27 protein-coding genes and 1 pseudogene are annotated in these 24,928 nt (G+C 59.7%); 10 read left to right on the top strand and 18 right to left on the bottom strand.

Going from position 1 to position 24,928, the window contains the following annotated elements; all coding sequences use genetic code 11:
* Position 1: 1 nt before the first annotated feature.
* Positions 2-451, bottom strand: coding sequence for a type II secretion system major pseudopilin GspG (gene gspG / locus M5B97_RS23630; protein WP_134661167.1), 450 nt, complete (start codon positions 449-451; stop codon positions 2-4).
* Positions 452-599: 148 nt separating this feature from the next.
* Here gspG and gspI point away from each other — a divergent pair, with 148 nt between their 5' ends.
* Entirely contained in the window at positions 600-965 is a 366-nt protein-coding gene (gene gspI, locus M5B97_RS23625) for a type II secretion system minor pseudopilin GspI (protein WP_248732829.1), read from the top strand.
* Here gspI and M5B97_RS23620 read toward each other — a convergent pair.
* The gene (locus tag M5B97_RS23620; protein WP_248732828.1) at positions 952-1,383 is read right to left on the bottom strand and encodes a type II secretion system protein N; all 432 of its coding nucleotides are present in this window, start codon (positions 1,381-1,383) and stop codon (positions 952-954) included. The two genes, gspI and M5B97_RS23620, sit on opposite strands and share 14 nt — an antisense overlap.
* A 93-nt stretch (positions 1,384-1,476) precedes the next feature.
* Here M5B97_RS23620 and gspH point away from each other — a divergent pair, with 93 nt between their 5' ends.
* Positions 1,477-1,929: a type II secretion system minor pseudopilin GspH gene (gspH, locus tag M5B97_RS23615; protein ID WP_248732827.1), complete on the top strand. Its 453-nt coding sequence runs from the start codon at positions 1,477-1,479 to the stop codon at positions 1,927-1,929.
* A complete protein-coding gene (locus M5B97_RS23610) occupies positions 1,926-2,537 on the top strand; it encodes a prepilin-type N-terminal cleavage/methylation domain-containing protein (protein WP_248732826.1) in 612 nt (203 codons plus the stop codon). Before gspH ends, M5B97_RS23610 begins: the two co-directional genes overlap by 4 nt.
* 31 nt (positions 2,538-2,568) lie before the next feature.
* Here M5B97_RS23610 and M5B97_RS23605 read toward each other — a convergent pair whose 3' ends face one another.
* Genes M5B97_RS23605 through M5B97_RS23595 form a run of 3 tightly spaced genes read right to left on the bottom strand, consistent with a single transcriptional unit; the run spans position 2,569 to position 4,720 of the window.
* Positions 2,569-3,495, bottom strand: a complete 927-nt coding sequence (locus M5B97_RS23605) for a FecR domain-containing protein (RefSeq protein WP_248732825.1) — start codon at positions 3,493-3,495, stop codon at positions 2,569-2,571.
* Between the two features lie 38 nt (positions 3,496-3,533).
* On the bottom strand, positions 3,534-4,079 hold the full coding sequence (locus M5B97_RS23600; RefSeq protein WP_134661173.1) for an RNA polymerase sigma factor: 546 nt from the start codon (positions 4,077-4,079) through the stop codon (positions 3,534-3,536).
* Positions 4,076-4,720: a secretin and TonB N-terminal domain-containing protein gene (locus M5B97_RS23595; protein ID WP_248732869.1), complete on the bottom strand. Its 645-nt coding sequence runs from the start codon at positions 4,718-4,720 to the stop codon at positions 4,076-4,078. The genes M5B97_RS23600 and M5B97_RS23595 overlap by 4 nt, the downstream gene beginning before the upstream one ends.
* Positions 4,721-4,937: 217 nt before the next feature.
* Here M5B97_RS23595 and M5B97_RS23590 point away from each other — a divergent pair, with 217 nt between their 5' ends.
* Positions 4,938-5,249, top strand: coding sequence for a hypothetical protein (locus M5B97_RS23590; protein WP_134661174.1), 312 nt, complete (start codon positions 4,938-4,940; stop codon positions 5,247-5,249).
* A 77-nt stretch (positions 5,250-5,326) separates the two neighbouring features.
* Here M5B97_RS23590 and M5B97_RS23585 read toward each other — a convergent pair whose 3' ends face one another.
* The 3 genes from M5B97_RS23585 to M5B97_RS23575 are packed head-to-tail and all read right to left on the bottom strand — an operon-like array spanning position 5,327 to position 9,405.
* Positions 5,327-6,646 (bottom strand): MFS transporter, encoded by a 1,320-nt coding sequence (locus M5B97_RS23585; RefSeq protein WP_248732824.1) that lies wholly within the window; start codon positions 6,644-6,646, stop codon positions 5,327-5,329.
* 44 nt (positions 6,647-6,690) lie between these two features.
* The gene (locus tag M5B97_RS23580) at positions 6,691-8,223 is read right to left on the bottom strand and encodes an AMP-binding protein (RefSeq protein ID WP_248732823.1); all 1,533 of its coding nucleotides are present in this window, start codon (positions 8,221-8,223) and stop codon (positions 6,691-6,693) included.
* A 3-nt stretch (positions 8,224-8,226) separates the two neighbouring features.
* Positions 8,227-9,405: an acetyl-CoA acetyltransferase gene (locus M5B97_RS23575; protein WP_248732822.1), complete on the bottom strand. Its 1,179-nt coding sequence runs from the start codon at positions 9,403-9,405 to the stop codon at positions 8,227-8,229.
* Between the two features lie 129 nt (positions 9,406-9,534).
* Between M5B97_RS23575 and M5B97_RS23570 the strand changes: the two genes are divergently transcribed.
* The 3 genes from M5B97_RS23570 to M5B97_RS23560 all read left to right on the top strand — a co-directional run bounded on the left by M5B97_RS23570 (position 9,535) and on the right by M5B97_RS23560 (position 12,621).
* Complete coding sequence (locus tag M5B97_RS23570) at positions 9,535-10,122, top strand: LuxR C-terminal-related transcriptional regulator (RefSeq protein ID WP_134661178.1); 588 nt, start codon at positions 9,535-9,537, stop codon at positions 10,120-10,122.
* A gap of 92 nt (positions 10,123-10,214) precedes the next feature.
* On the top strand, positions 10,215-11,660 hold the full coding sequence (locus M5B97_RS23565; RefSeq protein WP_248732821.1) for a phosphatidylserine decarboxylase family protein: 1,446 nt from the start codon (positions 10,215-10,217) through the stop codon (positions 11,658-11,660).
* Positions 11,661-12,048: 388 nt separating this feature from the next.
* A complete protein-coding gene (locus tag M5B97_RS23560) occupies positions 12,049-12,621 on the top strand; it encodes a DedA family protein (RefSeq protein ID WP_123718028.1) in 573 nt (190 codons plus the stop codon).
* Between the two features lie 108 nt (positions 12,622-12,729).
* Here the strand turns inward: M5B97_RS23560 and M5B97_RS23555 are convergent, their stop codons facing one another.
* Both M5B97_RS23555 and M5B97_RS23550 read right to left on the bottom strand, forming a co-directional pair.
* On the bottom strand, positions 12,730-13,446 hold the full coding sequence (locus M5B97_RS23555; protein WP_248732820.1) for a class I SAM-dependent methyltransferase: 717 nt from the start codon (positions 13,444-13,446) through the stop codon (positions 12,730-12,732).
* Between the two features lie 184 nt (positions 13,447-13,630).
* A complete protein-coding gene (locus tag M5B97_RS23550; RefSeq protein WP_248732819.1) occupies positions 13,631-13,849 on the bottom strand; it encodes a hypothetical protein in 219 nt (72 codons plus the stop codon).
* 355 nt (positions 13,850-14,204) lie between these two features.
* Here M5B97_RS23550 and M5B97_RS23545 point away from each other — a divergent pair, with 355 nt between their 5' ends.
* Positions 14,205-14,651 carry a GNAT family N-acetyltransferase gene (locus M5B97_RS23545; protein WP_248732868.1) on the top strand — a complete coding sequence of 149 codons (447 nt, stop codon included), beginning with the start codon at positions 14,205-14,207 and terminating at the stop codon, positions 14,649-14,651.
* A 148-nt stretch (positions 14,652-14,799) separates the two neighbouring features.
* Here the strand turns inward: M5B97_RS23545 and yiaY are convergent, their stop codons facing one another.
* Positions 14,800-15,948: an L-threonine dehydrogenase gene (gene yiaY, locus M5B97_RS23540; RefSeq protein WP_248732818.1), complete on the bottom strand. Its 1,149-nt coding sequence runs from the start codon at positions 15,946-15,948 to the stop codon at positions 14,800-14,802.
* Between the two features lie 791 nt (positions 15,949-16,739).
* On the opposite strand from yiaY, the gene M5B97_RS27690 reads away from it, so the two are divergent.
* Positions 16,740-18,053 carry a PAS domain-containing methyl-accepting chemotaxis protein gene (locus tag M5B97_RS27690; RefSeq protein ID WP_283101091.1) on the top strand — a complete coding sequence of 438 codons (1,314 nt, stop codon included), beginning with the start codon at positions 16,740-16,742 and terminating at the stop codon, positions 18,051-18,053.
* 69 nt (positions 18,054-18,122) lie between these two features.
* Here M5B97_RS27690 and M5B97_RS23525 read toward each other — a convergent pair whose 3' ends face one another.
* On the bottom strand, positions 18,123-18,722 hold the full coding sequence (locus M5B97_RS23525) for an NAD(P)-binding domain-containing protein (protein WP_248732817.1): 600 nt from the start codon (positions 18,720-18,722) through the stop codon (positions 18,123-18,125).
* 69 nt (positions 18,723-18,791) lie between these two features.
* On the bottom strand, positions 18,792-19,526 hold the full coding sequence (locus M5B97_RS23520; protein WP_248732816.1) for an SDR family oxidoreductase: 735 nt from the start codon (positions 19,524-19,526) through the stop codon (positions 18,792-18,794).
* 114 nt (positions 19,527-19,640) lie between these two features.
* On the opposite strand from M5B97_RS23520, the gene M5B97_RS23515 reads away from it, so the two are divergent.
* A complete protein-coding gene (locus tag M5B97_RS23515; protein ID WP_248732815.1) occupies positions 19,641-20,003 on the top strand; it encodes a helix-turn-helix domain-containing protein in 363 nt (120 codons plus the stop codon).
* A 127-nt stretch (positions 20,004-20,130) separates the two neighbouring features.
* Here M5B97_RS23515 and M5B97_RS23510 read toward each other — a convergent pair whose 3' ends face one another.
* The 5 genes and pseudogenes from M5B97_RS23510 to M5B97_RS23490 all read right to left on the bottom strand — a co-directional run bounded on the left by M5B97_RS23510 (position 20,131) and on the right by M5B97_RS23490 (position 24,919).
* Positions 20,131-20,514, bottom strand: coding sequence for a VOC family protein (locus M5B97_RS23510; protein WP_248732814.1), 384 nt, complete (start codon positions 20,512-20,514; stop codon positions 20,131-20,133).
* Positions 20,515-20,581: 67 nt separating this feature from the next.
* Positions 20,582-21,693: pseudogene (locus M5B97_RS23505) on the bottom strand (S-(hydroxymethyl)glutathione dehydrogenase/class III alcohol dehydrogenase).
* Positions 21,694-21,749: 56 nt separating this feature from the next.
* Positions 21,750-23,297, bottom strand: coding sequence for a histidine ammonia-lyase (locus M5B97_RS23500; protein ID WP_248732813.1), 1,548 nt, complete (start codon positions 23,295-23,297; stop codon positions 21,750-21,752).
* A gap of 103 nt (positions 23,298-23,400) precedes the next feature.
* Positions 23,401-24,177 carry an ATP-binding cassette domain-containing protein gene (locus M5B97_RS23495; RefSeq protein ID WP_248732812.1) on the bottom strand — a complete coding sequence of 259 codons (777 nt, stop codon included), beginning with the start codon at positions 24,175-24,177 and terminating at the stop codon, positions 23,401-23,403.
* A 4-nt stretch (positions 24,178-24,181) separates the two neighbouring features.
* Positions 24,182-24,919, bottom strand: a complete 738-nt coding sequence (locus M5B97_RS23490; protein WP_248732811.1) for an ABC transporter permease subunit — start codon at positions 24,917-24,919, stop codon at positions 24,182-24,184.
* Between the last annotated feature and the right edge of the window lie 9 nt (positions 24,920-24,928).

Below are 24,928 nucleotides of genomic sequence, written 5' to 3'. Positions count from 1 at the left end.
CTTACAACTGCCAGGAACCGATGTCGGCATTCACGCCATCGCCATCCGGTTGGCCGTCGGCGCCCAGGGAGAACACATCCACCTCGCCATTGGCGCCCGGGTTGAGGTAGTGATAGGGGTTGCCCCAAGGGTCATTCGGCAGGCGTTCGAGGTAGGCGCGCCAGTTGCTGTTTTTCGCATCGGCCGGGCGTTCCACCAATACCTTCAACCCCTGGTTCATAGTGGGGTAGCTGCCATGGTCGAGGCGATAGAGTTTGAGCGCCTGCATCAACCCCGCGATGTCCTGTTTCGCCGCCGTGGCCCGTGCCTGGTCCGGGCGGTCGAGCACTTTGGGCACTACCATCGCCGCCAGGATCCCGAGGATGACCACCACCACCATAATCTCGATCAGGGTAAAGCCGCGTTGGCGGCGAGGGCCTGGCAATGGGGCGTTCAGGGGCGCGATATCCATCTCGACATTCCTTGGCTTGGGTTCGATTCGTGGCGCAGTGTTGCAAGAACACATGTCAGTCGTATTGAAAATCCTCGGGAGGTTTAGTCGCCAATCGGTCAACTGCCGAGGCTAGTCTGCGGGCCTGGTCCAAGGCTTCGGGAGCGCCATGAACGGCCGTCGCAATGAGCAAGGTTTTACCCTGATCGAAGTGCTGGTAGCGCTGGCGATCATTGCCGTGGCCATGGCTGCCGCGGTGCGCGTGGCCGGGTTGATGACCCAGAGCAATGGTCTGCTGCGGGATAAATCCATCGCGATGCTGGCAGCGCAGAGCCGCCTGGCCGAGTTACGCCTGGGTGGGCATTTGAGCAGCGGCAAAAAAACCTTCGATTGCGACCAGGGCCGCCTGAAACTGCGTTGTGAACAAACCATCAGCGCGGCCGGACGCCTGTTTCAGGTCAACCTGCTGGTACTCGACGCCAGCCGCGACGCACCGCCGCTGGCGCGCCTCGACACCCAGGTCATGGCCGAGTGAACAGCGGCAACGCAGGCCCTTGCGGCAATTTGTCGAGGTTGACGCGCACCTTCTCGCCACCGCGCTCGATCTCCACCCCATCGCCCTCGATGGCGGTCAACCGCACGCCCGGGCTCAAGCGTTCGCCCAGCAGAAAGCTGCGCGGCGGGCCGTCGTTGAGGCTGAGGATCGCCACCGCCCCCCGTGCCCCCGCCAGTACACCCGAGACCTTGACCTGCAGGGCGGTCGGCGTATTGGCAAACCATTGCAACGCCGGGTTATCGCTGCGTGCCGCCAACACCTGGGGCGCCGCCTGGGGTGTATGGGACTCGGCGGAGGTGAGCAATAACGGTGTCCAGTATGCGATGCCGGCCAGGCCCGCCAACAAGGCCAGGGCTTGTACGCCGTGGGCCGGCGAAAAACGATGGGCGAATGCCATGGGCTGGACCTCCTGTTTGTCCGAATGTGCAGACTACAGGGCAATTCATACGGTTTTATTTCTCAAACTCGCCAGCTTTCCAGGTACCCACCGATGAAACAGCAAGGCTTCACCCTGATCGAGTTGATGGTGGTGCTGGTGATCATCGGTATCGCCAGCGCGGCCATCAGCCTGACGATCAAACCCGACCCACTGCACCTGCTGCGCAAAGACGCCGAACGCCTCAGCCAATTGCTGCAAGTGGCCCAGGCAGAAGCTCACGCCGACGGCCGCCCGATTACCCTGCGCACCGATGCCAAGGGCTTTCGCTTCAACCGCCGCAGCGAGGACGGCCTGGCCGTCGAGGCATTCAAAGGTGACGCCCAACTGCGCCCACGCCGATGGGAAAGTACGCCGATGCAAGTCTCGATCGAGCCCAGGCAAGTGCTGGTACTCAATGCCGAATGGATCAACCCGCCGCTGCACGTGGTGCTGTCCGACGGCCAACACAGCCTCAGCCTGCAACGTGACGCCGCCGGGCTGCTGCGCGTGGTGAGCCTGCCATGAACACATCCCAGCAAGGCTTCACCCTGATCGAAGTCATGGTGGCGATCATGCTGATGGCCGTGGTCAGCCTTATCGCCTGGCGCGGCCTCGACAGCGTCACTCGCGCCGACCAGCACCTGCAAGCCAGCACCGAACAAACCGAAGCCCTGCTGCGCGCCGTGAACCAATTGCAACGCGACCTCAGCCTGCGCGCCAGCGTTGAGCTGAGCGCACCGGGCAACACCGAAGATGGCACCGCCAACCCCGCCGGACTGGCCGCCGTAACCGTACGCAGCTCCGACAGCAAAGGCTTTCGCCTGGACGTCATCCGCAGCGCCCCAACGGCCGGGGAGGGTTTGCTACGGGTGCGTTGGTGGCTCAAGGGCGACGCCCTTTATCGCGCCGCCGCGCCCGCACGCGACCGTTTTCCGCTGCCGGCGGCGAAGGATGGCGTGGTGGTGTTGACGGGTGTCAGTGATCTGCAGGTACGGGTATGGGAGATGGACAAGGGCTGGCGCCAGTTGAGTGGCAATCGGCGGGAAGACCTAATGGGCCTGGAGTTCAGCCTGGTCAGGCAGACGCCCCAGGGGGTGGAGCGGTATCGGCAGGTGGTGGGGCCGTTGTGGTGAGGGGCAGTGCTCAAGCAGGTGGCGGTTCAGCTCAACTCAACAACACCACCCCACCCGGCAATTCCGTGCACCTGGCCCCATACGCATCGCGAATCAACAACGCCACGCCCGCCAGTTGCTGCAGGCTGAACCGTGCCTGCACCCGCCGTTGCCCCAGTTCCTTGTTGAGTAACACCAACATCCCTGGCCGGTAGCGGTTGATCTCGTCCACGACCGTGGCCAGGGTGGCGTTGTTGAACACCAGCACCTGTTCGCGCCAGGCCACCACTGCCTGGGTGTCCACTGCCAACGGTTCCCCGATGCCGTCGGGGCCGTAGGTCAGTTGCTTGCCACGGCCCAGGCTGACGCTGCTGCCGGAGGCATCCACCGACAGCGCGCCTTCGACGCAGGTCACGCACACGCTGTCGCCGGTGTGGCGCACATTGAAGCGCGCCTGGGCCGCGCTGATCCAGCCCTGCCCGGCCTGGACCTTGAGCGGTTGTGCAAGCTGGGCGAGCACTTCGACTTCGCCTTCGAGCAGCTCAATGCCCTGCCCGACTCGGCTGATACGCGTCTGGGTGTTGAGTTCCAGGCTCACGCCTTCGTTCAGTTGCACTTGGCGTTGTTCGCCGACGGCGGTGCGGTAGTCGGCGGTCAGTCCGGCAAAGCCGCCCGGCACGCCGACGCGCACCATCACCACTGCGGCCGAGGCCGCCAGCGCACCGCCCAGGAAGGCACGCCGGCCAAAATGCCGTGGGCGTTCCACAGGTTCGGCGGCCGCGCCCAATTGCTGCCAGAGCACCTTGGCCTGCTCGAACGCCTGGGCATGCTCGGGGCTCCGGGCGCACCAGGCACGCAGCGCCTTGGCATCGGCCACGGTGGCGCGCCCCGAGGTCAGCAATACCAGCCAATCGCGCGCTTCGTCGTGCAAGGGGTCGGCAGCTTTGTTCCGGGCGGTGGAGAGGTTAAAGATGTTCAAGCGCGCAGATACTCACGGTTTTATCAGGGACTCGCTACTTAAGACGGTTTGCCGGCCCCGGGACCGAACCGCTGAATCACTTTTCTTTCGAGGCGCTTGGCACAGTGGCCCAGGGCAGCCTTGATTTCCTTCTCGACCATGCGCGTGGAGATGCCGAAGCGCTGGGATATTTCCAGGTGCGGCGCCTCTTCCAGGCGGGCGGCGATGAGGATCTTGCGCCGGCGCGCCGGCAATTCGTAGAGCGCCTTGACCAGGGACTGGATTTCTCGCTGACCGCCCACCACCCGCGACGGGTCCTGGGCTTCGTCGGCGGTTTGCAAAAGCTCTTCGACTTCGCTGCCGGTGAGCAGGCGTGCATCGGCCTGGCGCCGGTCGGCGGCGATGTTCAGTGCCATGCGGTACAGGTAGGCATTGGGCTGTTGCAGGTTCGCGGGCACGTCCATGCGGTCGACCCGCAGAAAGGTCTCATGCAGCACGTCGTTGGCCAGGTCTTCGGACCCCAGGCGCTTGCGCAGGCGTACCTTGAAGTCCTCGTAGGACGCCAGGAACAAACTGACCATGGTACTGTGCCCGGGATTTTTCATGCGCCCGAGGCTCCTTTCCCTGTTGTGCATTCCATGCGCATTCCTGTTGTGTCGGGCATCAAAAGTAAGGTCACGGGCTGGCGCAACGAACTCGGCGCAGGGCGTTCGACCTGTGCCGCGCCAAGGCTGCGCACCAGCGCCTCATCGCGTTGTTCATCGCCGGTGGAACTGACCAACCGGCTGTACTCGATCAGGCCGTCAGGACTGATCCACACCTGCACCAGCGCGCGAAAACTGCCGGGGCGGGTCAGCGGCGAGCGGCACAGGCTGGCTTCAATCGCCTGCTGCAACGCCGTGGCGTAGCTGTGATTGACCCACGCCGCATTGCGCGCCGACACCGCGCGGGCCGAAGGCACCTGAACGGCTTGGGGCACCTGCAAGGTAAACGCATCCTCACGCGCGTAGCGCGCCATCAGACCACTCCCCGTCAGCAGCATCGCGAGCGCCTCTTGCGCAGTAAAACGCCCGCGCACACCGATGGAGCGCCGGCCCCGCGTCAGTTCGCGGTCGACCAGCACGGCCATGCCGGTGGCGCGGCTGTAGGCGTGCAGTGCGTGTTCAAGATCTTGCGCCGGCAGGTCCAGCGTCAGCAGCTGCGGTTGCGCCTGGGCGGGCTCCAGCCCGCTGAGCAGCAATAGCAAGACCAGGGCGCCGACAGCTCGCCTCCAGCCCTTCTGCTCATCCCCCGCTCGCCATCGCTGCACGGCCGACGTGTCCTTGAAAACCGTCATCCTGAGGCCCGTTTATGAACCTGATATTACGGTGACAGCAAAAAAAACATCACTGTGATGCAAAGTTCGCTGAACTACACTCTGCCCCGTTGACGGCCTCTTTTCACAGGCCCGCCAGGAGGCCCCGATGAAGCGTTTCCCCACCCTCGCCAGCTGGTTACTGTGCGCCACCTTGCCACTGGTCGCCCACGCTGAAACCGCTGCCACCGGCTGCACCGAAGTCACTGTGGACGGGTATAAGGCGCCCGACTATGGCTGCTTGAGCCAACAAATGGGCAACGACCCGGACGCCTCCAAGGCCGCGCAAAAAAACCGCGAGGCCCAGGACGTGCCGGTGAATAAACGAGCGCCAAACCAGGTGGGCCTGACCACGCCGGCAGCGACCAGCGTGCGCATGGGCAATACGTTTGGAACGTCGGTCAAACCGCAACGGCCTTGAAAACGCCGGCCACTTGATGAAACGTGCACCGGCGCGCGGGGCAAGCCGCCTTGCTACATATGGACCGCGTACATCAGTCAGGCCAGTGCCGCATTCGTAGGCACCGCCGCCGGACGCCCGCTGGCCACAAAATCCTCCTTGCGCAATACCACCAGCGCTATCAACGACACCACACCGGTGGCCACGTAGAAATACCACGGCGAAGTGATATCCCCCGTCACCTTGATCAACCATGTGGAGATCAACGGCGCACTGCCACCGAATACCGCCACCGGCACGTTGTACGCCACCGCGATCCCGGTAGAGCGAATACGCGTCGGCAACAGTTCACTCATCAGTGCATAGGTCGACGACGCATACAGCCCGAACAAAATCGCGACCGCCATCAACGGCGCAAAGAACGTCGCCGGCGTGGCGGTCGGCGCCGACTTGAACAGCCAGAACATCGCCAACGTCGCCAGCGTCCCGATCACCATCAGGAACGGTTTGCGCCCGTACTTATCGGTGAACGCACCGCCGAACGGCATCACGAAGGCCGCCGAGAAGCTCGCGACAAACACGTAGAGCAAGGTGGTACCGCTGTCGAACTTGAGGATCTTGGCCATGTAGGTCGAGGCGAACGTCAGCACCAGGTAAAAGATCGAGCTGTGCAAGGTGATGATAAAGAACACCAGGGCAATCGCCCGCTTCCACTGCCAGACTTCGCGCAAGGGTGCGCGCGAGGTTTGCCCGGCACGTTGCAAGGCCAGGAATTCCGGGCTGTCTTCCAGCTTCAAGCGGATGTACATGGAGATGAAACCCAGGGGCGCAGCGATCAGGAACGGCACGCGCCAGGCCCATTCCTGCATCACCTCGGCGCCCAGTACCCAGGTCATGCCGTTGGCGACCGCACCGCCGAGCAACAGGCCGAGTACCGCCGTCACCATCAGCCAGCAGGTGGCGAAGCCGCGACGGCCGGGGCCGGCGTATTCGGAGATGAAACTGGTGACGGTGCCGATCTCGCCGCCCGCTGAGAAGCCCTGTACGCAACGGACCAGGATCAGCAGGATCGGCGCCGCGATGCCGAGGGTCGCATAGGTGGGCAGCAAACCCAGCAACACGGTGGAGCCGGTCATCATTACCAGCGCCATGATCAGGGTTTTGCGGCGACCGATCTTGTCCGCCAAGGGGCCGAAGAACAGCCCACCCAAAGGCCGGATAAAGAAGCTCAGGGCGAATGCGGCAAAGCTGGCCAGCAGGCTGGTGGTGGGATCATCGGAGACGAAAAACGCCTGGCCGATGTACACGGCGAGAAAGCCGTAGACGCCGTAGTCGTACCACTCGATCAAGTGGCCGGAGGTGGCGCCGAGAAACGCCCGGCGCCGTTTGCGCACCGTGTCTTGCGGGTGAATGCCCATCGAAGGGACTCCTTGTCTGTTGTTCTGTCCATGAAAAAACGCGGCTAGCGAGTGGCGGCGATACTCGCGTCTTTCAACCACTGCCGCAAGTCGGTCTTGAGGATTTTGCCGTAGCTGTTCTTGGGCAACTCGTCACGGAACAGGTACTTTTTGGGTTTTTTGAAAGACGCCATGCGCGCGACAAACCACGCAGTCAGTTCAGCCTCGTCGAGCGGCTGGCCGCTGCGGGTCACCACAAACGCGACCACCGACTCACCCCATTGCGCATCCGCCTCCCCCACCACGCACACTTCGAACACCTCGGGGTGCTGGGCCAGCACCTCCTCGACTTCACGCGGGTATACGTTACTGCCGCCACTGATGATCACATCCTTGGAGCGATCCGTGAGCGTGAGGTAACCCGCCGCATCGAGGAAGCCGATATCGCCGGTCAGCAGCCAGCCATCGACCAGGGTCTGCCGGGTGGCCTCAGGGTTGCGCCAATAGCCTTGCATCACCGTGGCGCCACGCACGGCAATTTCGCCGCGCTCACCGGTCGACACCGGCTGGTGCTGCTCATTGAGAATGCGGATTTCAACACAGGACTGTGCGTGGCCGACGGACGCCGCCAGGGTTGCCCAATCGGGGTGTTGGCGGTCGGCGATCACTGCCCGGGGCAACACGCTGATGGTCATCGGGCTCTCGCCCTGACCGTAGATCTGCACCAGGCGCGGGCCAAAGCTGTCGACGGCTTCACGCAGGTCGGCCAGGTACATCGGCCCACCGCCGTAGACGATGGTCTTGATGCCTTCGCCGTGGTAACCCTGAAGCCGCGCCTGCCCGACCATGCGCTTGACCATGGTCGGCGCAGCGAACAGCGAGACATTGCCCAACTCGACCGCCAGGCCAAACAGCTCGGCCGCATCGAAGCCGTGGGAAACCGGCACCACGTGCCGCGCACCGCAGCGCACATGAATGAAGTTGTACAGCCCGGCGCCATGGGACATCGGCGCCGCATACAGCGCCGCATCATCGGCACTGACCGGGTCGACATCCGTGGCGTAACACAGCGACATGGCGACCAGGTTGCCATGGGACAACATCACGCCCTTGGAGCGCCCGGTGGTGCCCGAGGTGTAGAACAGCCAGGCGGTGTCCTGGTCCTGGCGCAACACCGGTTGCGCCAAGGTCGGCCAACCACGGGTCGGCGGCAGCACATGACCGTCGAGCTCTTTGCAGCCCACGTGCAAACCCCGCGACGAAAACACCCGGCCGCCGTCGGTAAAAATCACGCGAGCCTCGGCGTCAGCGGCGATCCACGCGGCCTCCGCCGGATGCAGCTTGGCATTGATCGGCACGGCCACCGCGCCCATCCACCAGATCGCATAGAGCAATTCCAGGTAATCGCAGCTGTTCTTCATCAGTACCGCGACGGTATCGCCCGGCGCCAGGCCATGCTGGTCCACCAGGCAGGCGGCACGCTGGCGCACATGGGCGGCAAAGGTGGCGTAGTCGGCCACTTGGCGGGTGCCCTCGAACAGGGCCGGCCGCTGTGGATGGCGGCGTTGGGTGTCGTGTAGCCAATTGGCGATGTTCATGGTTCAACTGCGCCGCGCGTGCAGGACCGAGGCGTAGTTGGCCACCGCCATGCCGCCCATGTTGAACACCAGCCCGAACTCAGGGTTGGACGCCGCCAGGCCGATCGGCTCACCGGTCAACTGGCGAAACGCCAAGGCGTGCATTGATACGCCGGTAGCTCCCACCGGATGCCCCTTTGCCTTGAGCCCACCGGAGAGGTTCACCGGCAGCCGCCCGCCCGGGCGCACCACGCCGCTGTCGAGCACACGGTGGCCCTCACCTTTGGGGGCCAGCCCCATGGCCTCGTAGATCAACAGTTCGGCGATGGTGAAGCAGTCGTGCACCTCGGCAAAACCCAGGTCGGCCAGGGTGATATTCGCGCCGCGCAACGCCGAGTGGATGGCCCGTTGCGGGCCTTCGAAGGCGAGGATGTCGCGCCGGGCGATGGGCAGTGTGTCGTTGACCTGGGTCATCGCGCGAATCTGCACGTCGCGGCGAAACGCCTGTGCACGCTTGGGCGACGCCAGGATGATCGCGGCAGCACCGTCGCTGATCAGCGAGCAATCGGTCAGGCGCAACGATTCGGCCACGAACGGGTTGCTCTGGGACACGTTGTTGCAGTGCTCGAAATCCATCACCCGGTGCATCTGCGCCAACGGGTTGGCCATGGCATTGGAGTGGTTCTTGGTGGCGATGGCCGCCATCGAGCCCAGCGGGCAATGGTAGCGCTCGGCATATTGCCGCGCGGCGCGGCCGAACAATTGCGGGAAGCTCAGGCCGGCTTCGGCCGGGTCATTCTGATAACCGGCACCGGCCAGGGCCTGGGTGACGGCGGCAGTCGAGGTGTGGGTCATCTTCTCGGCGCCCACCACCAATACCAGCTCGGCGCTGCCGGACAGGATCGCCTGGACCCCGGCCTGGATCGCCGCCGAACCGGATGCACAGGCATTCTCACAGCGGGTGGCCGGCTTGAAACGCAGCCTCGGGTCGGCCTGCAACAGTAACGAGGCGGCAAAGCCGTCGGGCACCAGCCCGGAATTGAAGTGGCCGAGAAACAGCGCGTCAATCTCTGAGGCATCGATGGCCGCGTCCGTCAGGGCTTCGCGGGTGACCTCGACGATCAGGTCTTCGAGGGTGGTGCCTTCCAGGCGACCAAAACGCGAATGACCAGCGGCAACTATGGAGACGCAATCTGCAGGCATATTCAATTTCTTCTGGTGTGGGTGTAAACATTCCCTACAATGAACCACCCTTTGTCGCTCGCCAATTCGTGTAACTACTTACATGGATAAGTAGTAGCCGAAGCGATGTACAACGAGGCAGGACGCCCAATGACTGTGTTTGAACCCCCTATCGAAGAACTCGGGCGCCTGGCGTTCCAGTTGTCCCCTGCGCCGCAGATCGTCACCCGCCACCGCGTGATGGTCGACTGCAACGAAGCGTTCCTGAAGCTGTTCGGCTACACCCGCGAAGCCCTGGTCAACCAGTTGACCCTGCTGATCTATCCGTCACAGGCCGATTACCACGCCATCGGCAAGCGCAGCCATGACTGGTTGCTCGACAGTGAAAACGGCTTCTACGCCGATGAACGCTTCATGCAGCACAAAAACGGCGAAGTGTTCTGGGCCAGGTCCCACGGCTACACCCTCACCCCCGAAGACCCGTTCAAGCTGATGATCTGGCACTTCGAGCGCCTGGACCGCCCCCACACCGGCACCGGCGACCTCACGCCTCGGGAGCGGGAAATCGCCATGCTGATCGTCAACGGTCTCAAGTCCAAGGAAATCGCCCTGCGCCTGGGGATTTCCCACCGTACGGTGGAGGTGCACCGGGCACGCCTGATGAAAAAGCTCGAGGTGAAAAACATTGTTGAGCTGGTGTCGAAGATGATTTTCGTCGGTGGGCGCAGTTGGTTATAGCCAACCATTACAAACCCCGGTCCCGCGCTGGCTACGCTGAACGTTGCTCAAGAGGAGCTTTCCCACGCAGCGATGTTTAAAGGACTAATACCATGGCGCAATCCGATCGTTCTTCACCCGCCACTCAACCGCGTAAAACGCCACCGCCCGTCGAAAGCAGTGGTTCCAACCTGCTCACCCTGGACAACAGCGGCCCCGTGCAGATGGGCTTCTGGGTGCCCAACCGCGTCTGGGCAACCGCCAATTACCTGGTGCCGCTGCGCGACTATGTCGCCGCGATGAAAAAAGCCGGCACCCTCGCGCCCCTGCAGCCGCAACTGGCGGCATTCAAGCAATGGGTGACCAGCCACAGCGTGTACCGCATGTGGGTGATGTCGCTGATCGAGCAGTCCAACGCCTTCGTGATGACCCTGCCGCCCCATACCCGCGACCAGATCAAGACCCAGGATGGCGACGCCATATGGATCGAGGGCTACGACAGTTTCTTCGAGATTCTCAACGAGATCGTCAGCACCTCGTCGTCCTTCAACGACACCGCCCAGGTGGGCACGCCGATGAATGGCTTCCTGGCGATTTCCATGGCCACCGAAGCCGGGGTTGCGCTGTTTCATGACGCGACCTTCAACCAACAGTTCAAGCAGGTACTCGACACCTGGAACGCCTACCTCAAGAGCCCGCAATCCCTGGACAAACTCGACATTAACAACCCCGAGAAACCTGGCTCCTGGATCTCCAAGGCGGCCTGGCAAGCCGGGGTGTGGGACCAGATGGAGTGCGACCCGAAAAAACCCGGTTATGGCTTCGATTCGTGGAACGCGTTTTTCATCCGCAAGTTCGTGCCCGGTGCGCGGCCGTTCCAGGGTGATGCCAAGACCCAGGTCAATATCGGTTGCGAGACCACGCCTTGGGAATACCAGGACAATATCGCCTTCGAGAGCGACTTCTGGATCAAGGACGTCAATTACTCGCTGCTGGACCTGTTCGCCGGCCAACCCCAGTGGGCCAAGCTGTTCGAGGGCGGTCAGCTTTACCAAGGGTTCCTGTCGGCCACCCACTACCATCGCTGGAACGCGCCGCTGGATGGCACCCTGGTGCGCTCATGGGTACAGCCCGGTACCTATTTCGCGCAACGCCCGGCGCAGAAGGAAGGCCCGGGCACTTGGGAAGGCACCGAATCACAACCCTACCTGGGTCATGTGGCGGCGCGGGCGATCTTTATTTTCGAACACCCCGCCTGCGGGTACGTGGCGTTGATCTGCATCGGCATGGTGGAAGTGTCGACCTGCATCATTGAACCGACGTTTATCGTCGATGAAGGCAGCAAGCCGGTCACCATCAAGCGCGGTACCGAAATCGGTCATTTCGAATTCGGCGGCTCGACCCACGTGATGGTGTTCCAACGTGACCGCGTGCGCCTCGAAGAATGGGCGCTCAACGCCGTAGAGCACCGCCAGGCACCGAAACCGACACCCATGGGCAGTGTGATTGCGACGGCGCTGGTGCCGCGCAAACCCAAGGGGCCGACGCCGAACCACTAGGTGCGAGAAATAAGGGTCAGGCCACCATTGCTTTGAATGGGGTCTGACCCAGACGTTTGAGCACCTGGCGTTGCAACTGTCCCCTGCGCCACCCATCATCACCGACCGCGTGATGGTCGACACGCCCCCGCCCCCTCTGTTGCAAGCTCGCGAAAAAGCCACGCCGCCATCCGCAAGGGCCAGCAGCTGTGCAAGCCACTCGCTCGATATTGGCCACTGCGAACGTCTTGAGTTGATCTTTGACTTCATCCGTGTGTCGACATGCACGACAGGACTCGCCACTATCCCGATTCGTAGAGATGGCTCACGGGCACTCGGATCAGTCAGTTTTTTTCAATTAAAGAAAGTCGTCCGGGCACACCTGCCTGGGCCGGACTCAGGAATGCCAATGTTTGAACATATCGACCTCAACGCGCTGATTGCCGTCTACGGCTACTGGGTCATTTTCATCGGGTGCCTGCTGGAGGGCGAAACAGTTTTGATCCTCGGCGGTATGGCTGCACACCAGGGCACCCTGCAAATCCTGCATGTGATCGGTTGGGCCACCCTGGGCGGCATACTGGGCGACCAGTTGCTGTTCTGGACCGGACGTTATTTCGGGGAGCGCGTGCTGCCAAAACTCAAGCGACACCAGGCTGCGATCAAACGGGTCGAGGGCCTTATCCACGGCCACCCCAAGACGTCGGTATTCGCCGTGCGCTTCCTCTACGGAATGCGCCTTGTGGGTCCCATGGTGATAGGTGCCAGCGGTCTGGCCCCCTGGCGTTTCGCGCTTATCAATGTGCTGAGTGCGGCGGTCTGGGCAACCCTGTTCGTCAGCGCCGGATATTGGGCCGGCGAAGCATTACAGCATTTCCTCGGTGACCTGAAGCCCTATCGCCTGCCGATCTTTCTCGCGGTGGTGGCACTCGTGACCCTCACGGCGCTGGTGCGGTATGTGCGTAGACGATCCAAAGTCTAGCCACACTAAAGCGGCGTTTTAGTGCTGATGTGATGACCCGGCTGCGCAAGCGGTACGCGTAGCTGAGGTGCCGACGGGCAGCAACAGACCTGCCGCCCGCCTCTCCGCTCAGTCTGATTTACACGTCAACCAGGCACTCCAGAACAGGCTGCTGAAAAAACGCGTAGCGTCCCCGAAACCCGCCGCATGCAACAGCTTTTGAACCGCCGCTTCAGAATGTGGCGGGTCAGCGCCTTGAAGAATTTTCCCAAGCTTGGCTTTCACTTCATCCGGGCTGGCGCCGTGCTGCCGCCAGCGTTGCCCCCAGGCTGCCAGGAGTAACGGCTGACTGGCATAGGCATATTGATTGCCCGCCACGATCAGCGGAGCCCCCGGTTTCAGACGAGCCCGGATGGATCGTAGGATGCGCCCCTTGGCCTCATCCCCATCGAGATGATGGAGTACACCGATCAACGTGGCTGCGTCGTAAGACTCATCCGGCGCCAGCGCTTCAACGTGCCCAAGCACCAGCTCGGTTCTGTCGAGCAAGTCATTGGCGGCTAACTGCTGCTTCGCGGTTTCAAGCATCGATTCGGAAGGATCAACGGCGGTGAAGCGCCAACCCGGCTCAAGCCTGGCCATGGCGACGATCTCCTGCGCCGTACCGCCCGCGCCGACTGCCAGGACTTTTGCCGAGCCCCCATTGCCCAGGCTTGCCGCAAGCATGCACGCCGCCAGATCCTGACAGGCGTCATACCCGGCCAGCGCGATACGGCTCTGGCGTGCGTACTCATTGGCACGGGTGTTATCAAACTTTTCAACTGAGTTGAGCGGTGATGAGTTCAAGGTGGTTCTCCATGTCCTTGAATCAACTTAGGTCATGGATGGCGATAATAAAAATTCATTAATTTTATGGATTGCATTCCTGCACGGAATAAAACCTGGACGGGGTTGAACCTGGGTCATAGTTGACTAACGATCTATGGCCGCTCTCCGCACAGGACGGGTAGCGGCCGAAAGCTGGTGGCGGTCAGTGAAAATGGAAAAGGTGCAAAATCAACCCCAAAGCTCTTTCACCATCAGCCTCATAGAGTTTACGCAATGAATCTTGATCGTTGAGTTTGTGTAGTCTGAAGTGATTATAGAAGGCTTGGCCCAACCGCTGATGCTTGAAGTTTCCCTGTCCCCACAGCCCGATGAACTCGTCATAGGCTGCGCGTTCGATCAGCAGCGAAAAATTATTTTCCATCTTCAAGCAGCCATTATTAAGAGACTCAAGCTTACGAACCGGCCACGAATCCCTCAACCTTTCCGTTGCGCAGAGGAGGCGTTTTAGCAGACCTTCGATTTGTCCGGGAAACCCAAGGCGATTCAATACAAATTTCAGACAGATTATTCAAAGTACGTTCGTCAGACACTTACTGTCGGCTCGCAGGGAGGCACGCTGAAAAGGATGATGGCCATTTCTTTAAGGCGCCTCCAACAGGAGGCGCTTTCAAACCAGCGGCCCAAATGATCTCGGATTGCCTGGACTGCTATCGCTCATAGCATGCGCCCGATGCATCTCCGATCAGCTAAAGGATTCACACGAATAAAGGACCATGATGAAACTAATCGAGATTCAACAGATTACGCACCTGCCGGCGGAAGTTCTTGCTTTGGAGAAAGAGGCAGTTGCAGAAGGTTTCAGGTTTCTTACGCGCCTTATTTCTGAGTGGCACTCTGGAACGAATCGCTTCAGCGCGCCCGGTGAATGTCTCATGGCAGCGTATTCGAACCAGCAAGTGATAGGAATCGGAGGGCTATCAGTTGATCCCTATAATAAGCGTGATACCGCAAGGCTACGGCGAGTGTACGTGGCACCTGCGGCAAGGAATCAACACGTCGGCCAAGCGCTGGTAAAAGCGTTGGTTGCACACGCCGCCCTTCACTTTCAGAAGGTGCGGCTTTCCACCGATACGTCTGGAGGTGACGCGTTTTACCTGCGCTGCGGCTTCATGAGGACAGAAGATGTCCATGCCACCCACATCATGGAGCTGGTCAAGGCCTGATCAGGCAGCGTTCGGCCGACAGTCGCCGCTCTTGACAGATCGCTTCCGGCCAATCAAGTGAGCCAATTCAACCCTCTGTGAGCAAAACCAAAACACCCCGTACTTTAACCAAAGGCGGGGCGTTCTCTCCAACATCACTTCACATCAATCACATTGCCGTATGAAAAATCTGCTCGATCTCATCCTGATTGGCAGGACGCGGATTGGTGAAGCCGCAGGCATCTTTCATGGCATTGGCTGCCAGGGTCGGAATATCGTTAGCCTTCACACCCAGTTCGATGAGTCCGCTCGGAATCCCCACGTCCGCAGACAGCTTGCGGATGGCCGCGATAGCCGCACCAGCGCCTCTCTCCGCATCCAGATGCTGAGTATCAACCCCCATTGCATGGGCAATATCTTTGAACCGGGCCGGGGATACGCTGGCGTTGAAGCTCGACACGTGAGGCAGCAGAATAGCATTGCACACGCCGTGAGGCAGGTCGTAGAACCCTCCCAGTTGGTGCGCCATGGCGTGTACATAACCGAGCGAAGCATTGTTGAAGGCCATGCCGGCAAGGAATTGCGCGTAGGCCATGTTTTCACGGGCGGTCATGTTGTCACCCTGGGCAACAGCGGTACGCAAGTTGGCCGAGATCAATTCGATGGCTTTGAGGGCGCAGGCATCGGTGATCGGCGTGGCCGCCGTCGAGACGTAGGCTTCGACCGCGTGGGTCAGTGCATCCATGCCGGTCGCGGCGGTCAGGCCTTTGGGCATGGCGGCCATCAGCGAAGGGTCGTTGACGGACAACAGAGGGGTGACGTTGCGGTCGACGATGGCCATTTTCACATGCCGGACTTCGTCGGTGATGATGCAGAAACGGGTCATTTCACTCGCCGTGCCGGCAGTGGTGTTGATCGCGATCAGCGGCATTTGTGGCTTAGCGGATTGATCCACGCCTTCGTAATCACTGATGTGCCCTCCGTTGGCGGCGCAAAGGGCAATGCCCTTGGCACAGTCATGGGGTGAACCACCGCCCAAGGAGATAATGAAATCACAGTTGCTGCGGCCGAGCAGTTCAAGGCCCTTCTCCACGTTGCTGACGGTCGGATTCGGTTTGGCGCCATCAAACAGGGTGGAGTCGATGTCTTGCTGAGCCAAAAGGCCGGCGACCTTTGCAGCCACGCCGGCCTTGGCCAGGCCGGCATCGGTGACGATCAGTGCTTTGCGGAACCCGTACTTGCGGATTGCGAGCATCGCTTCGTCGAGACTGCCAATACCCATCATGTTCACGGATGGAATGAAGAAGGTGCTACTCATGATAATTCCTCTTTTTATTATGGAGACACCGGAGTCAGTGAGGTACTCATCTCGCAGGTGTTGCGGCGCCTGTGGTTGTCATCGTTGACGATCACGAAGTTGAGCCTAAACCTGTGGCGACAGACCGAAATGCTCCTTTAGCTGACATACGCACCTCCTTTAGTACTGGAACAGGGCTTCAGCCATTCCATAGCAGCGGCAGAAAAACCTGACTCGCGCAGACTCACACCCGCACGGAGAGCGGACAACGAGTAACCTGTGGCGAGGGAGCTTGCTCCCGTTGGACTGCGGAGCAGGCCCAGTCTTTTCAAGCCCAAAGCTGGGGCCGCTTCGCGACCCAGCGGGAGCAAGCTCCCTCGCCACAGTGACTATGCTCCTTCTTAACTGACTGGCAGTTGGCCTAGCCTCGTTTTTTGGTGTGCCGTCTTTTGCAGGGCTGATGACAAATGATCGTCTATAAATCTATGTCCTTAAAGCTGATGGACAGGTCGTTGCATTTGCGCCGCACTGGGCTGACGGCATCTCATGTCAAGGCGCTGTATCACTTAGCGAATGGTTGAAATATGTCGGTGTAGGAGCGTTTGCTATGGGCCGATGCCGACCTTCAGCTCGCGCCACTCGCAAAAGTTGTCCATAGGCAAACCGTTGAAAACCGGTAATGCAATTTCGCCTGTCACAAAATTTTTGCTCAACTACGCTGTGTTCAGCTGAATCCGTTTTGCCCCATGGATGGCCTCAATATGCACCTTGATAGGCCGATAGGATTGGTATAACTCAAGAGGCGGTTTCCCATGTTCAACAACAAATTCAAGAAGCAGCTTGAATCCCAGGAAAGCGAGCTGTCGGAACTGCGCCAACTGCGCGATGGCCTGAACCGTGAAATGCTGACGCTAAGTATCGATTCCACCTTTAAAATTACGGCATGCAACGACAACTTTGCCAATGCGTTGGGCTATGCCCCGGACCGGCTTGTAGGTCGCCCCATGGCCGAGATTGTGCCGCAGTACGTTTCCAAACTGCCGTGCTTTCATAACTTTCGAGCTGCAGTGGCCGCCGGCAAGTCCATCACCGACGAGTACCGGTACCTTCATGCAGACGGTTCGTTAGTGTGGCTTCACGCACATTGGCAACCCATCACGGATACGAGCGGCCAGCTGAGCCACATCACTTGCTACGCTACGAACATCACCTCCCGCTTGGAGAAAGCATCGGAAAACGCCTCCTTCATTGAAGCATTACTTCGCTCTACCGCGGTGATCGAGTTCGATCTCTCAGGGCATGTGCTGAAGGCAAATGATCGGTTTTTACAAGCGATGGGCTACAGCCTGGCACAAGCCAAAGGCAGCCATCACCGTATTTTCTGTAAACCAGAGGAAACCTCGTCCCAGGGGTACAAGGATTTTTGGGCAACGTTGAACAGGGGTGAATTTGTTGCCGGCCGCTTTGAACGTATCGACAGTCACGGTCAAACCGTATGGCTGGAAGCAACCTACAACCCGGTTTACGACACCGAAGGAAACCTCTGCAAAGTGGTGAAATTTGCGACGGTGGTGACCGATCAGGTCGCCCGTGAAAACGAAGTCAGTGGAGCGGCCCAAACTGCATTTGAAATATCCCAGCAGACCGATGTCAGCGCTCAACGAGGCGCCGTCGTCGTCAACGACACCATGCATACCATGCGTAAAATCGCCGTTGATATGCAGGCTGCCTCTGGAGGAGTCGAAGCGCTTGGCAAACAGTCACTGTTGATCAGCTCAATTATTCAGACGATCAGCAGTATTGCCCAGCAAACCAATCTTCTGGCTTTAAATGCTGCGATTGAAGCGGCTCGCGCAGGCGAGCAAGGGCGAGGCTTTGCGGTGGTGGCTGATGAAGTTCGACAACTGGCCGGACGCACCAGCACGGCGACTGAAGAAATCGCATCGGTTGTGTTGCAAAACCAGAAGCTGGTGGATGAGACCGTCGCCGAGATGGCAAACAGCAAGAACCAAGCTGAGCAAGGTCTTGAACTTGCCACACAGGCAGGCCAGGTCATTGTTGAGATTCAGGACGGCGCCAAGCAAGTGGTCGACGCAGTGGGCCGGTTTGCGAATCAGCTGGCTTAGCGAGCGAGGTGGTCCGAAGCCGACCTCGCTCAGGCCGGGACGGCCCCTGGGCCACCAAGCTGGATCACCTCAGTCGAACTTGACCAGGTCCTTGAAAATCAGGTGCCCCCAGCTATTTCCACGTGCCTGCACGAGCAACCCACCTTCCGATAGCCCGCCAAGCTTGATCGGCGAGAAACCGAGGTTTTGCGCAAGCGCAGCGACTTCCGCCAAGGCCTGGTCATCGTCGCCCGCCAGGAAAACGACTCGCCTGCCCCCCTGTATGGCCGGGTCCTGACCAAGAACGCCGGCAGCCAAATGGTTGAAGCCCTTGACCAGTCTTGCTCCCGTGAAGGCTAGAGCGATGAAGCTGGAAGAAGGCAGCCCTTGCAGTTCCTCAGGCGGCACGCCATAGGCATTGGTCACATCGATGAGGGTCTTGCCGTTCCAGCTCGGCAGCGCCTTCGCGACATCCCCGTGGGACTCGAAACGCACGGCCAGAAAAACTACGTCCGCCTTGAGGGCGTGCGCCAATGTGGCAGGCATGATCCCGGGGCCGATAGCGGCCGCATCGGAAGCAAAGCGCTCAGGATCGCGAGTGGTTGCAACAGAGACTTGAATGCCGCTGCGGGCGAACGCTTTAGCCAGGGCCTGGCCCAGATTGCCGAAGCCGATAATTGCATAGCTCATACAGTGTCCTCGATTACCACGCCCAACAGGCTCCCCATTTCGGTGGAGCAAGCAGCCGGGCGCAGCGAGTCAGATTTGCGCCAAGCCGCCGTCGACGGCGACCTCACTGGCGGTCATGAAGCTGCTGTCCTGCGACGCAAGAAACGCCGCGGCGGCGCCGATTTCAGCCGGATCGGCCATGCGCTGGAGCGGATTCATCGCGGCGAAGACCTTCATGCCTTCTTCGCCCAGCGCTTCCTTGGCGAGGTCGGTCGCAGTCGGTCCAGGTGACAGCACATTTACCCGGATGCCCGTGCCTTTCAGGTCCTCTGCCCAGGTCCGCGCGAGGTTGCGCACGGCCGCTTTGCTCGCGCTGTAGACGCTGAATGCGGGGGCCCCTGTAGTGCCGGCGCTCGACCCGGTCAGGATGATCGAACCCCCCTGCCCCATCAGCGGCAACGCCTTCTGGACCGTGAAGATCAAGCCCTTCACGTTGGTGTCGAAGGTGTCATCAATGTGCTCAGGGGTGAGCTTGCCGAGTGCAAGCGGGCTGCCCGCTCCGGCATTGGCGAAGACGATATCGAGCGTCCCGCGCTCGGCCTTCACCGCTGCGTAGAGCCGGTCGAGGTCGGCCAGGTCGGTGACCGAGCCCTTCACCGCGCGGGCATTCGGGCCGAGGTCGGCCACAGCGGCGTCGAGCGCTTCCTGTCGGCGGCCGAAAATGTAGACAAAGGCCCCCTCCTCGATGAAGCGCTTTGCCGCCGCGCGGCCGATCCCGGTAGCGCCGCCGGTGATCACGGCGGTCTTTCCATTCAGTCTGGTCATGTCGTGCATCCTTCGTTGGCGATGTACCCATACAGGCAACTGCCTGCTTGAGACCAAGGATGCGGCTCTGATAACCTAAGGACAAGTATGCACCTTTTGGTAAGTATCAAAAAAATGACGAAGACCTCTGAAATCTGTGACACCGGTTGCGGGCTCAACGCCACGCTGCGCATCATCTCGGGCAAGTGGAAACCACTGGTCTTGTTTTTCCTGCGCGACGGCCCGAAGCGCTACGGCGAGCTGAAGCGCCTGATCCCCGGCGTCAGCGACAAAGTGCTGATCCAGCAGTTGAAGGACTTGGAAGCAGATCGCGTAGTGGCGCGAACCGACTACAAGGAAGTGCCGCCACGCGTGGACTACGCGCTCACCCCGCTGGGAAGCAGCCTGGCTACCGCGATTGTGCCGCTGTGCACGTGGGGGACCGAGAATGCGGCGGAGATGGCATGTATCTTTGCCGAGCGTGATGCGGTGGGTTAGTGGGGCTGGAGAACTGCTGAGTCGAACGATCCGCGATACTTGGGAGAGTATTCTGAAAGGACTGAATGGATCGTCGATAACCAAGAGTTTATAGAGGGTGAGCCCAGTTGCCGGGCTCACCCTAGACTCAGGCGGGTTTGAAGCAATAAGTCGCTATTTTGTTACCATCGAGATCACGGAAGTAGGCCGCATATGCGTTTTCCGCCCAACTACGTGGTCCCGGTGCACCTTCGTCTTCAGCCCCAGCGGTCAAGGCGGCGCTGTGACTAGCGTCGACTGCTGAGCGATCAGGGGCCTCAAAGCTTACTGTTACGCCGTTGCCGACCGTCGCCGGCTGGCCGTTCGCTGGTTTGAGCACGAAGAACGATGGTGCGGTATCTCCCCAGATCGAGCCATTGTCACCCAAGTCGGCGAGGCGTTTAAGACCAAGTGCGCCAAGCACCGAATCATAGAACTCACGCGCAGCTTCCAGGTTATTGGTACCGATAGAAACGTGTGTATATACAGCCATGTTGTTTTCCTTTTTTGTTACGACGATGAAGGGGTGATGCCCGACTGCATTGCGCAAAGGACGAGGTTTAGAAATGGATGACGCTGCGGATGCTCTTCCCTTCGTGCATGAGGTCAAATGCCTTATTGATATCTTCCAGGCCCATGGTGTGGGTAATGAAGGTGTCCAGCGGGATCTCCCCTCGTTCAGCCATATCCACATAGCTCGGCAATTCGGTCCGGCCGCGCACACCACCGAAGGCTGACCCACGCCATACACGACCGGTCACCAGTTGGAATGGTCGGGTCGCGATTTCCTGGCCGGCACCGGCAACACCGATGATCACTGATTCGCCCCACCCCTTGTGGCAGGACTCCAACGCTGCACGCATCAGCTGCACATTGCCTATGCACTCGAAAGAGAAGTCCACACCACCCTCGGTAAGGTCGACAATCACCTCCTGAATTGGACAGGCATAGTCTTTCGGATTGATGCAATCGGTAGCCCCCAACTGGCGAGCAATCTCGAATTTTGCCGGGTTTATGTCGATAGCCAGGATGCGACCCGCGTTCGCCTTGACCGCTCCGATGATTGCCGACAAGCCGATTCCCCCGAGACCGAAGATCGCTACGGTATTCCCGGGCCGGACCTTGGCAGTGTTGATCACAGCCCCTATACCGGTAGTCACGCCACAGCCGAGTAGACAAACCTTCTCCAGCGGAGCGGCATCGGGAATCTTCGCCAGAGAGATTTCCGGAAGCACGGTGTATTCAGAGAACGTAGAGGTTCCCATGTAGTGATAAAGCGGGCGCCTCTGATAGGTGAATCGTGATGTGCCATCCGGCATAACGCCTTTGCCCTGGGTTGCGCGGATAGCCTGGCAAAGGTTTGTTTTGCCGGAACGGCAAAATTTGCAGAGTCCGCACTCAGGGGTGTACAGCGGAATAACGTGGTCTCCGACCACCAAAGACGTCACGCCTGCGCCGACAGCTTCAACGACACCGGCGCCCTCATGGCCGAGAATGCTCGAAAAATCCCTTCCGGGTCCGCACCGGATAACGTGTATGCATCGGTGTGACAAACGCCACTCGCAACAATGCGCACCAGCACTTCCCCGGCCTTGGGTAGCGCCACGTCGACGTCGATAATCTGCAGGGGCTGACGCGGCGAAAAGGCGACGGCAGCACGGGATTTGATCATGTGAAGACTCCAGCCGGCCCCCGCAAACTTGTGGTGCGGGGGATGGTCACAGGCACTTATTGAAAATTGATAACTCGGTTAACGGCCGCGAGTACGTCGCCAGATCGTACCTGCTCGGTTACCGCGACAATGTCTGGGTAAAAAGCACGGTCGTGCTCGACCGTTGGCACTCGACTACGCACCAGATCGTAAAGTGCACGGGTGGCGCTGGAGGCTTTGGCCACTTCATGGAAATCCAGGGCCTGACAACCCACCATGATTTCAATAGCCAGCACCGATTCCAGCTTGCGCGAAACCTGATAGGCCTTGATCGCTGCATTGAAAGCAAAACTCACCGGGTCTTCCTGATTACCGCAGGTCGAAACGCTATCGACCGTCGACGGATGAGATAGCACTTTCATTTCTCCGAGAAGTCCTGCAGCCGTGTACTGGACGATCATGTAGCCGTTGTTGAGCCCGGGATTGCGCACCAGAAATGCCGGCATTTCACTGAAGTGCGAGTTGACCATGCGGTCGGTTCGGCGCTCGGAAATCTTGCCCAGGTTGGTCAGCGCGTTGCATAGCGTGTCCGCTGCAATGCCGATGTATGAGCCATCGAAGTTCGCACCGGAGATAGCGATGCCATCGTCATCACTGGTGGGGAAGATCACCGGGTTATCGCCGGATGAATCAATTTCATTGACGATACATGCCTTGGCATATGCAATGAATTTCTTCGAGGCGCCGTGAACCTGAGGAATGGCACGCAGGCTATAAACATCCTGAAGGCGATAATCGATGTTCTCCTGGACGAGTTGGCTATCGCCAAGCATGCGTTTGATGAAGCGTGCAGTCTCCGCTTGCTCCGTGTGTGCCTTGACTGAGTGATAGCGCTCATCGAACGCACGGATGGTCCCTTTCAAGACCTCAAGCGACAGTGCGGAAGCCACATCCGCCACTCGCGATGCTTCGATAGCGTTATACAGCGCAAGGGTCGCAATAGCGGTAACCGAGGTGGTGCCATTGAGCATGGCCAACCCCTCCTTGCATTGCAGCGAGATAGGCTGCAACCCCACCTGGCGCAGTGCCGTCGCGCCATCCACCCAATCGCTACCCGCGACACTGGCCTTGCCCTCACCAATCAGCACCAGCGCCAGATGCCCTTCAGGCCCCAGATAACCCACGGATCCTTCGCCGGGGGCAAAGGGCACCACGTCATTGTTGAGCAAGCTGGCGATGAGTTCCAACAGTTCCAAACGAACACCCGAATAGCCCTTGCCAAGGCTGATCAGAATCATCAGCTGAACGGCTCGCACCTGTTCGCGATTAAGTGGCTCGCCAATGGAAACCGCATGCGAGCGGACGATGTTGACCTGCAGCGCTTGTGCGTCTGCTGGTGAAATAACGTGACGCACGTTGTCACCAAAGCCGGTCGTTACGCCATAGACCAGGCGATTTTCATCGAGGAATCGCTCGATGAGTTTTCGCGACCGTGAAACCCGGTCGCGGTATTTTTGCGAAAAAGAGACCTTCGCTGAATATCGTGCGATGGCTACGAATTGATCGATAGTAGGCTCGACATCGCCCAGCACCACATTGGAAATCTCTTCAGGGTGAACACGCATTGCTTTGCTTCCTCTGCTCGATAGCCTTTTTCAGGGCGTAGAAAGCCTGTCCCGTAAATGAACAGGCGAAAAAAATTAAAGAATTACGCGGTTATCAGACGCTTCAAGCCTGGCTAAGGATGAACTTCCTGAATCGTTCGCAGCTCTGCTCCCGGAACATTTCGTCGGGTGTCCCCTGGGCTTCAATCATCCCTTGATTCATGAACACCACACGATTGGAGACGTTGCGCGCAAAGCCCATTTCATGGGTGACCACCAACATGGTTCGACCTTCCTCCGCCAACGCACGCATCACCTTTAACACCTCGCCAACCAGCTCCGGGTCAAGCGCCGAGGTAGGCTCATCGAACAAGATGACCTTCGGTCGCATCGCCAGCGCTCGAGCGATGGCGACACGCTGTTGCTGGCCCCCGGACAAGAAAGCAGGGTAGTGATCGCGCTTGTCGATCATTCCGACCTTTTCCAGCAATTGCTCAGCCTCCTCGATGCACTCCGCCCGTGGACGTTTCAGCACTCGTACCGGCCCTTCAATCACGTTTTGCAGGACCGTCATGTGTGACCATAGCCCGAAGCTCTGAAACACCATGCCCAGCTCGGAACGTATGCGATCAATTTGTCGAAGATCAGCCGGAACCAGGAGTCCGTTGCGCTTGCGCTTGAAGACCACCTGTTCTCCCGCTACACAAATCTCGCCTGAGTTCGGGGTCTCGAGCAGATTGATGCAACGCAGAAAGGTACTCTTTCCCGAGCCGCTGGCACCGAGGATCGACACCACGTCACCTTCGTGGGCATCCAGTGAGATCCCTTTCAGGACCTCCAGATTCGCGAACGACTTGCGCAGTTGTTTTATCTGCAGAACCGGATCATTTCCCGTAGCCATGCCACTACCCTCTTCGCGTGCTAAGTGCATTTCTTTTTATTGTCGGGCGCCCGCCTGCTGGCGGCCTGGGGGATAACTTCCATTCAATCAGAGCCAATGTGCGAACGATGAGGAAGTTCAACAACAGATAGATCAGCGCGGCACAAAGAAACACTTCCATCGTCCGATAGGTCTCGGAGATGATCCGCTGCGCCACACCGGAGACTTCGTAAACCGTCACCAGACTCGCCAGTGACGTGGCCTTCATCATCAGAATAACCTCTGTCGAATAGGCTGGTAGACAACTGCGCAATGCGACAGGGATGATGATGCGCCAAGCCAGCAGCCCGCGGGACATGCCTATAGCCCGACCGGCTTCGATCTGCTGTACGGGTACAGTCAGCAGGCCACCCCGGAAAATTTCCGCCATATACCCGGCTGTACACATTGCCAAGCCGATCACTGCGCAGGCGACCGGCTCGCGCAACACGGGCCAGAACAGACTCTGGCGCACGGCCTGGAACTGGCTGAGGCCGTAATACAGCAGGAACATCTGAATCAACAGCGGAGAGCCGCGAAACAGAAATATGTAACCCCGTGCCAACTGGCGAAGGACAGCGACATCACACACCCGTATCCAGACTACCAACATGGCCAGCAACGTCCCGATGCTGACCGATGTGGCGAACAGCAGCAGCGTCATGGGCAGCGCCTGCAGCAGCTGCAACATAGTGCCCACCAAAAAATGCATATCTATCAACATGGTTAGCTC

This window comes from Pseudomonas sp. MWU13-2517 (assembly GCF_023242545.1).
GTDB lineage: Bacteria > Pseudomonadota > Gammaproteobacteria > Pseudomonadales > Pseudomonadaceae > Aquipseudomonas.
This window is presented reverse-complemented; position numbering and strand designations above follow the sequence as displayed.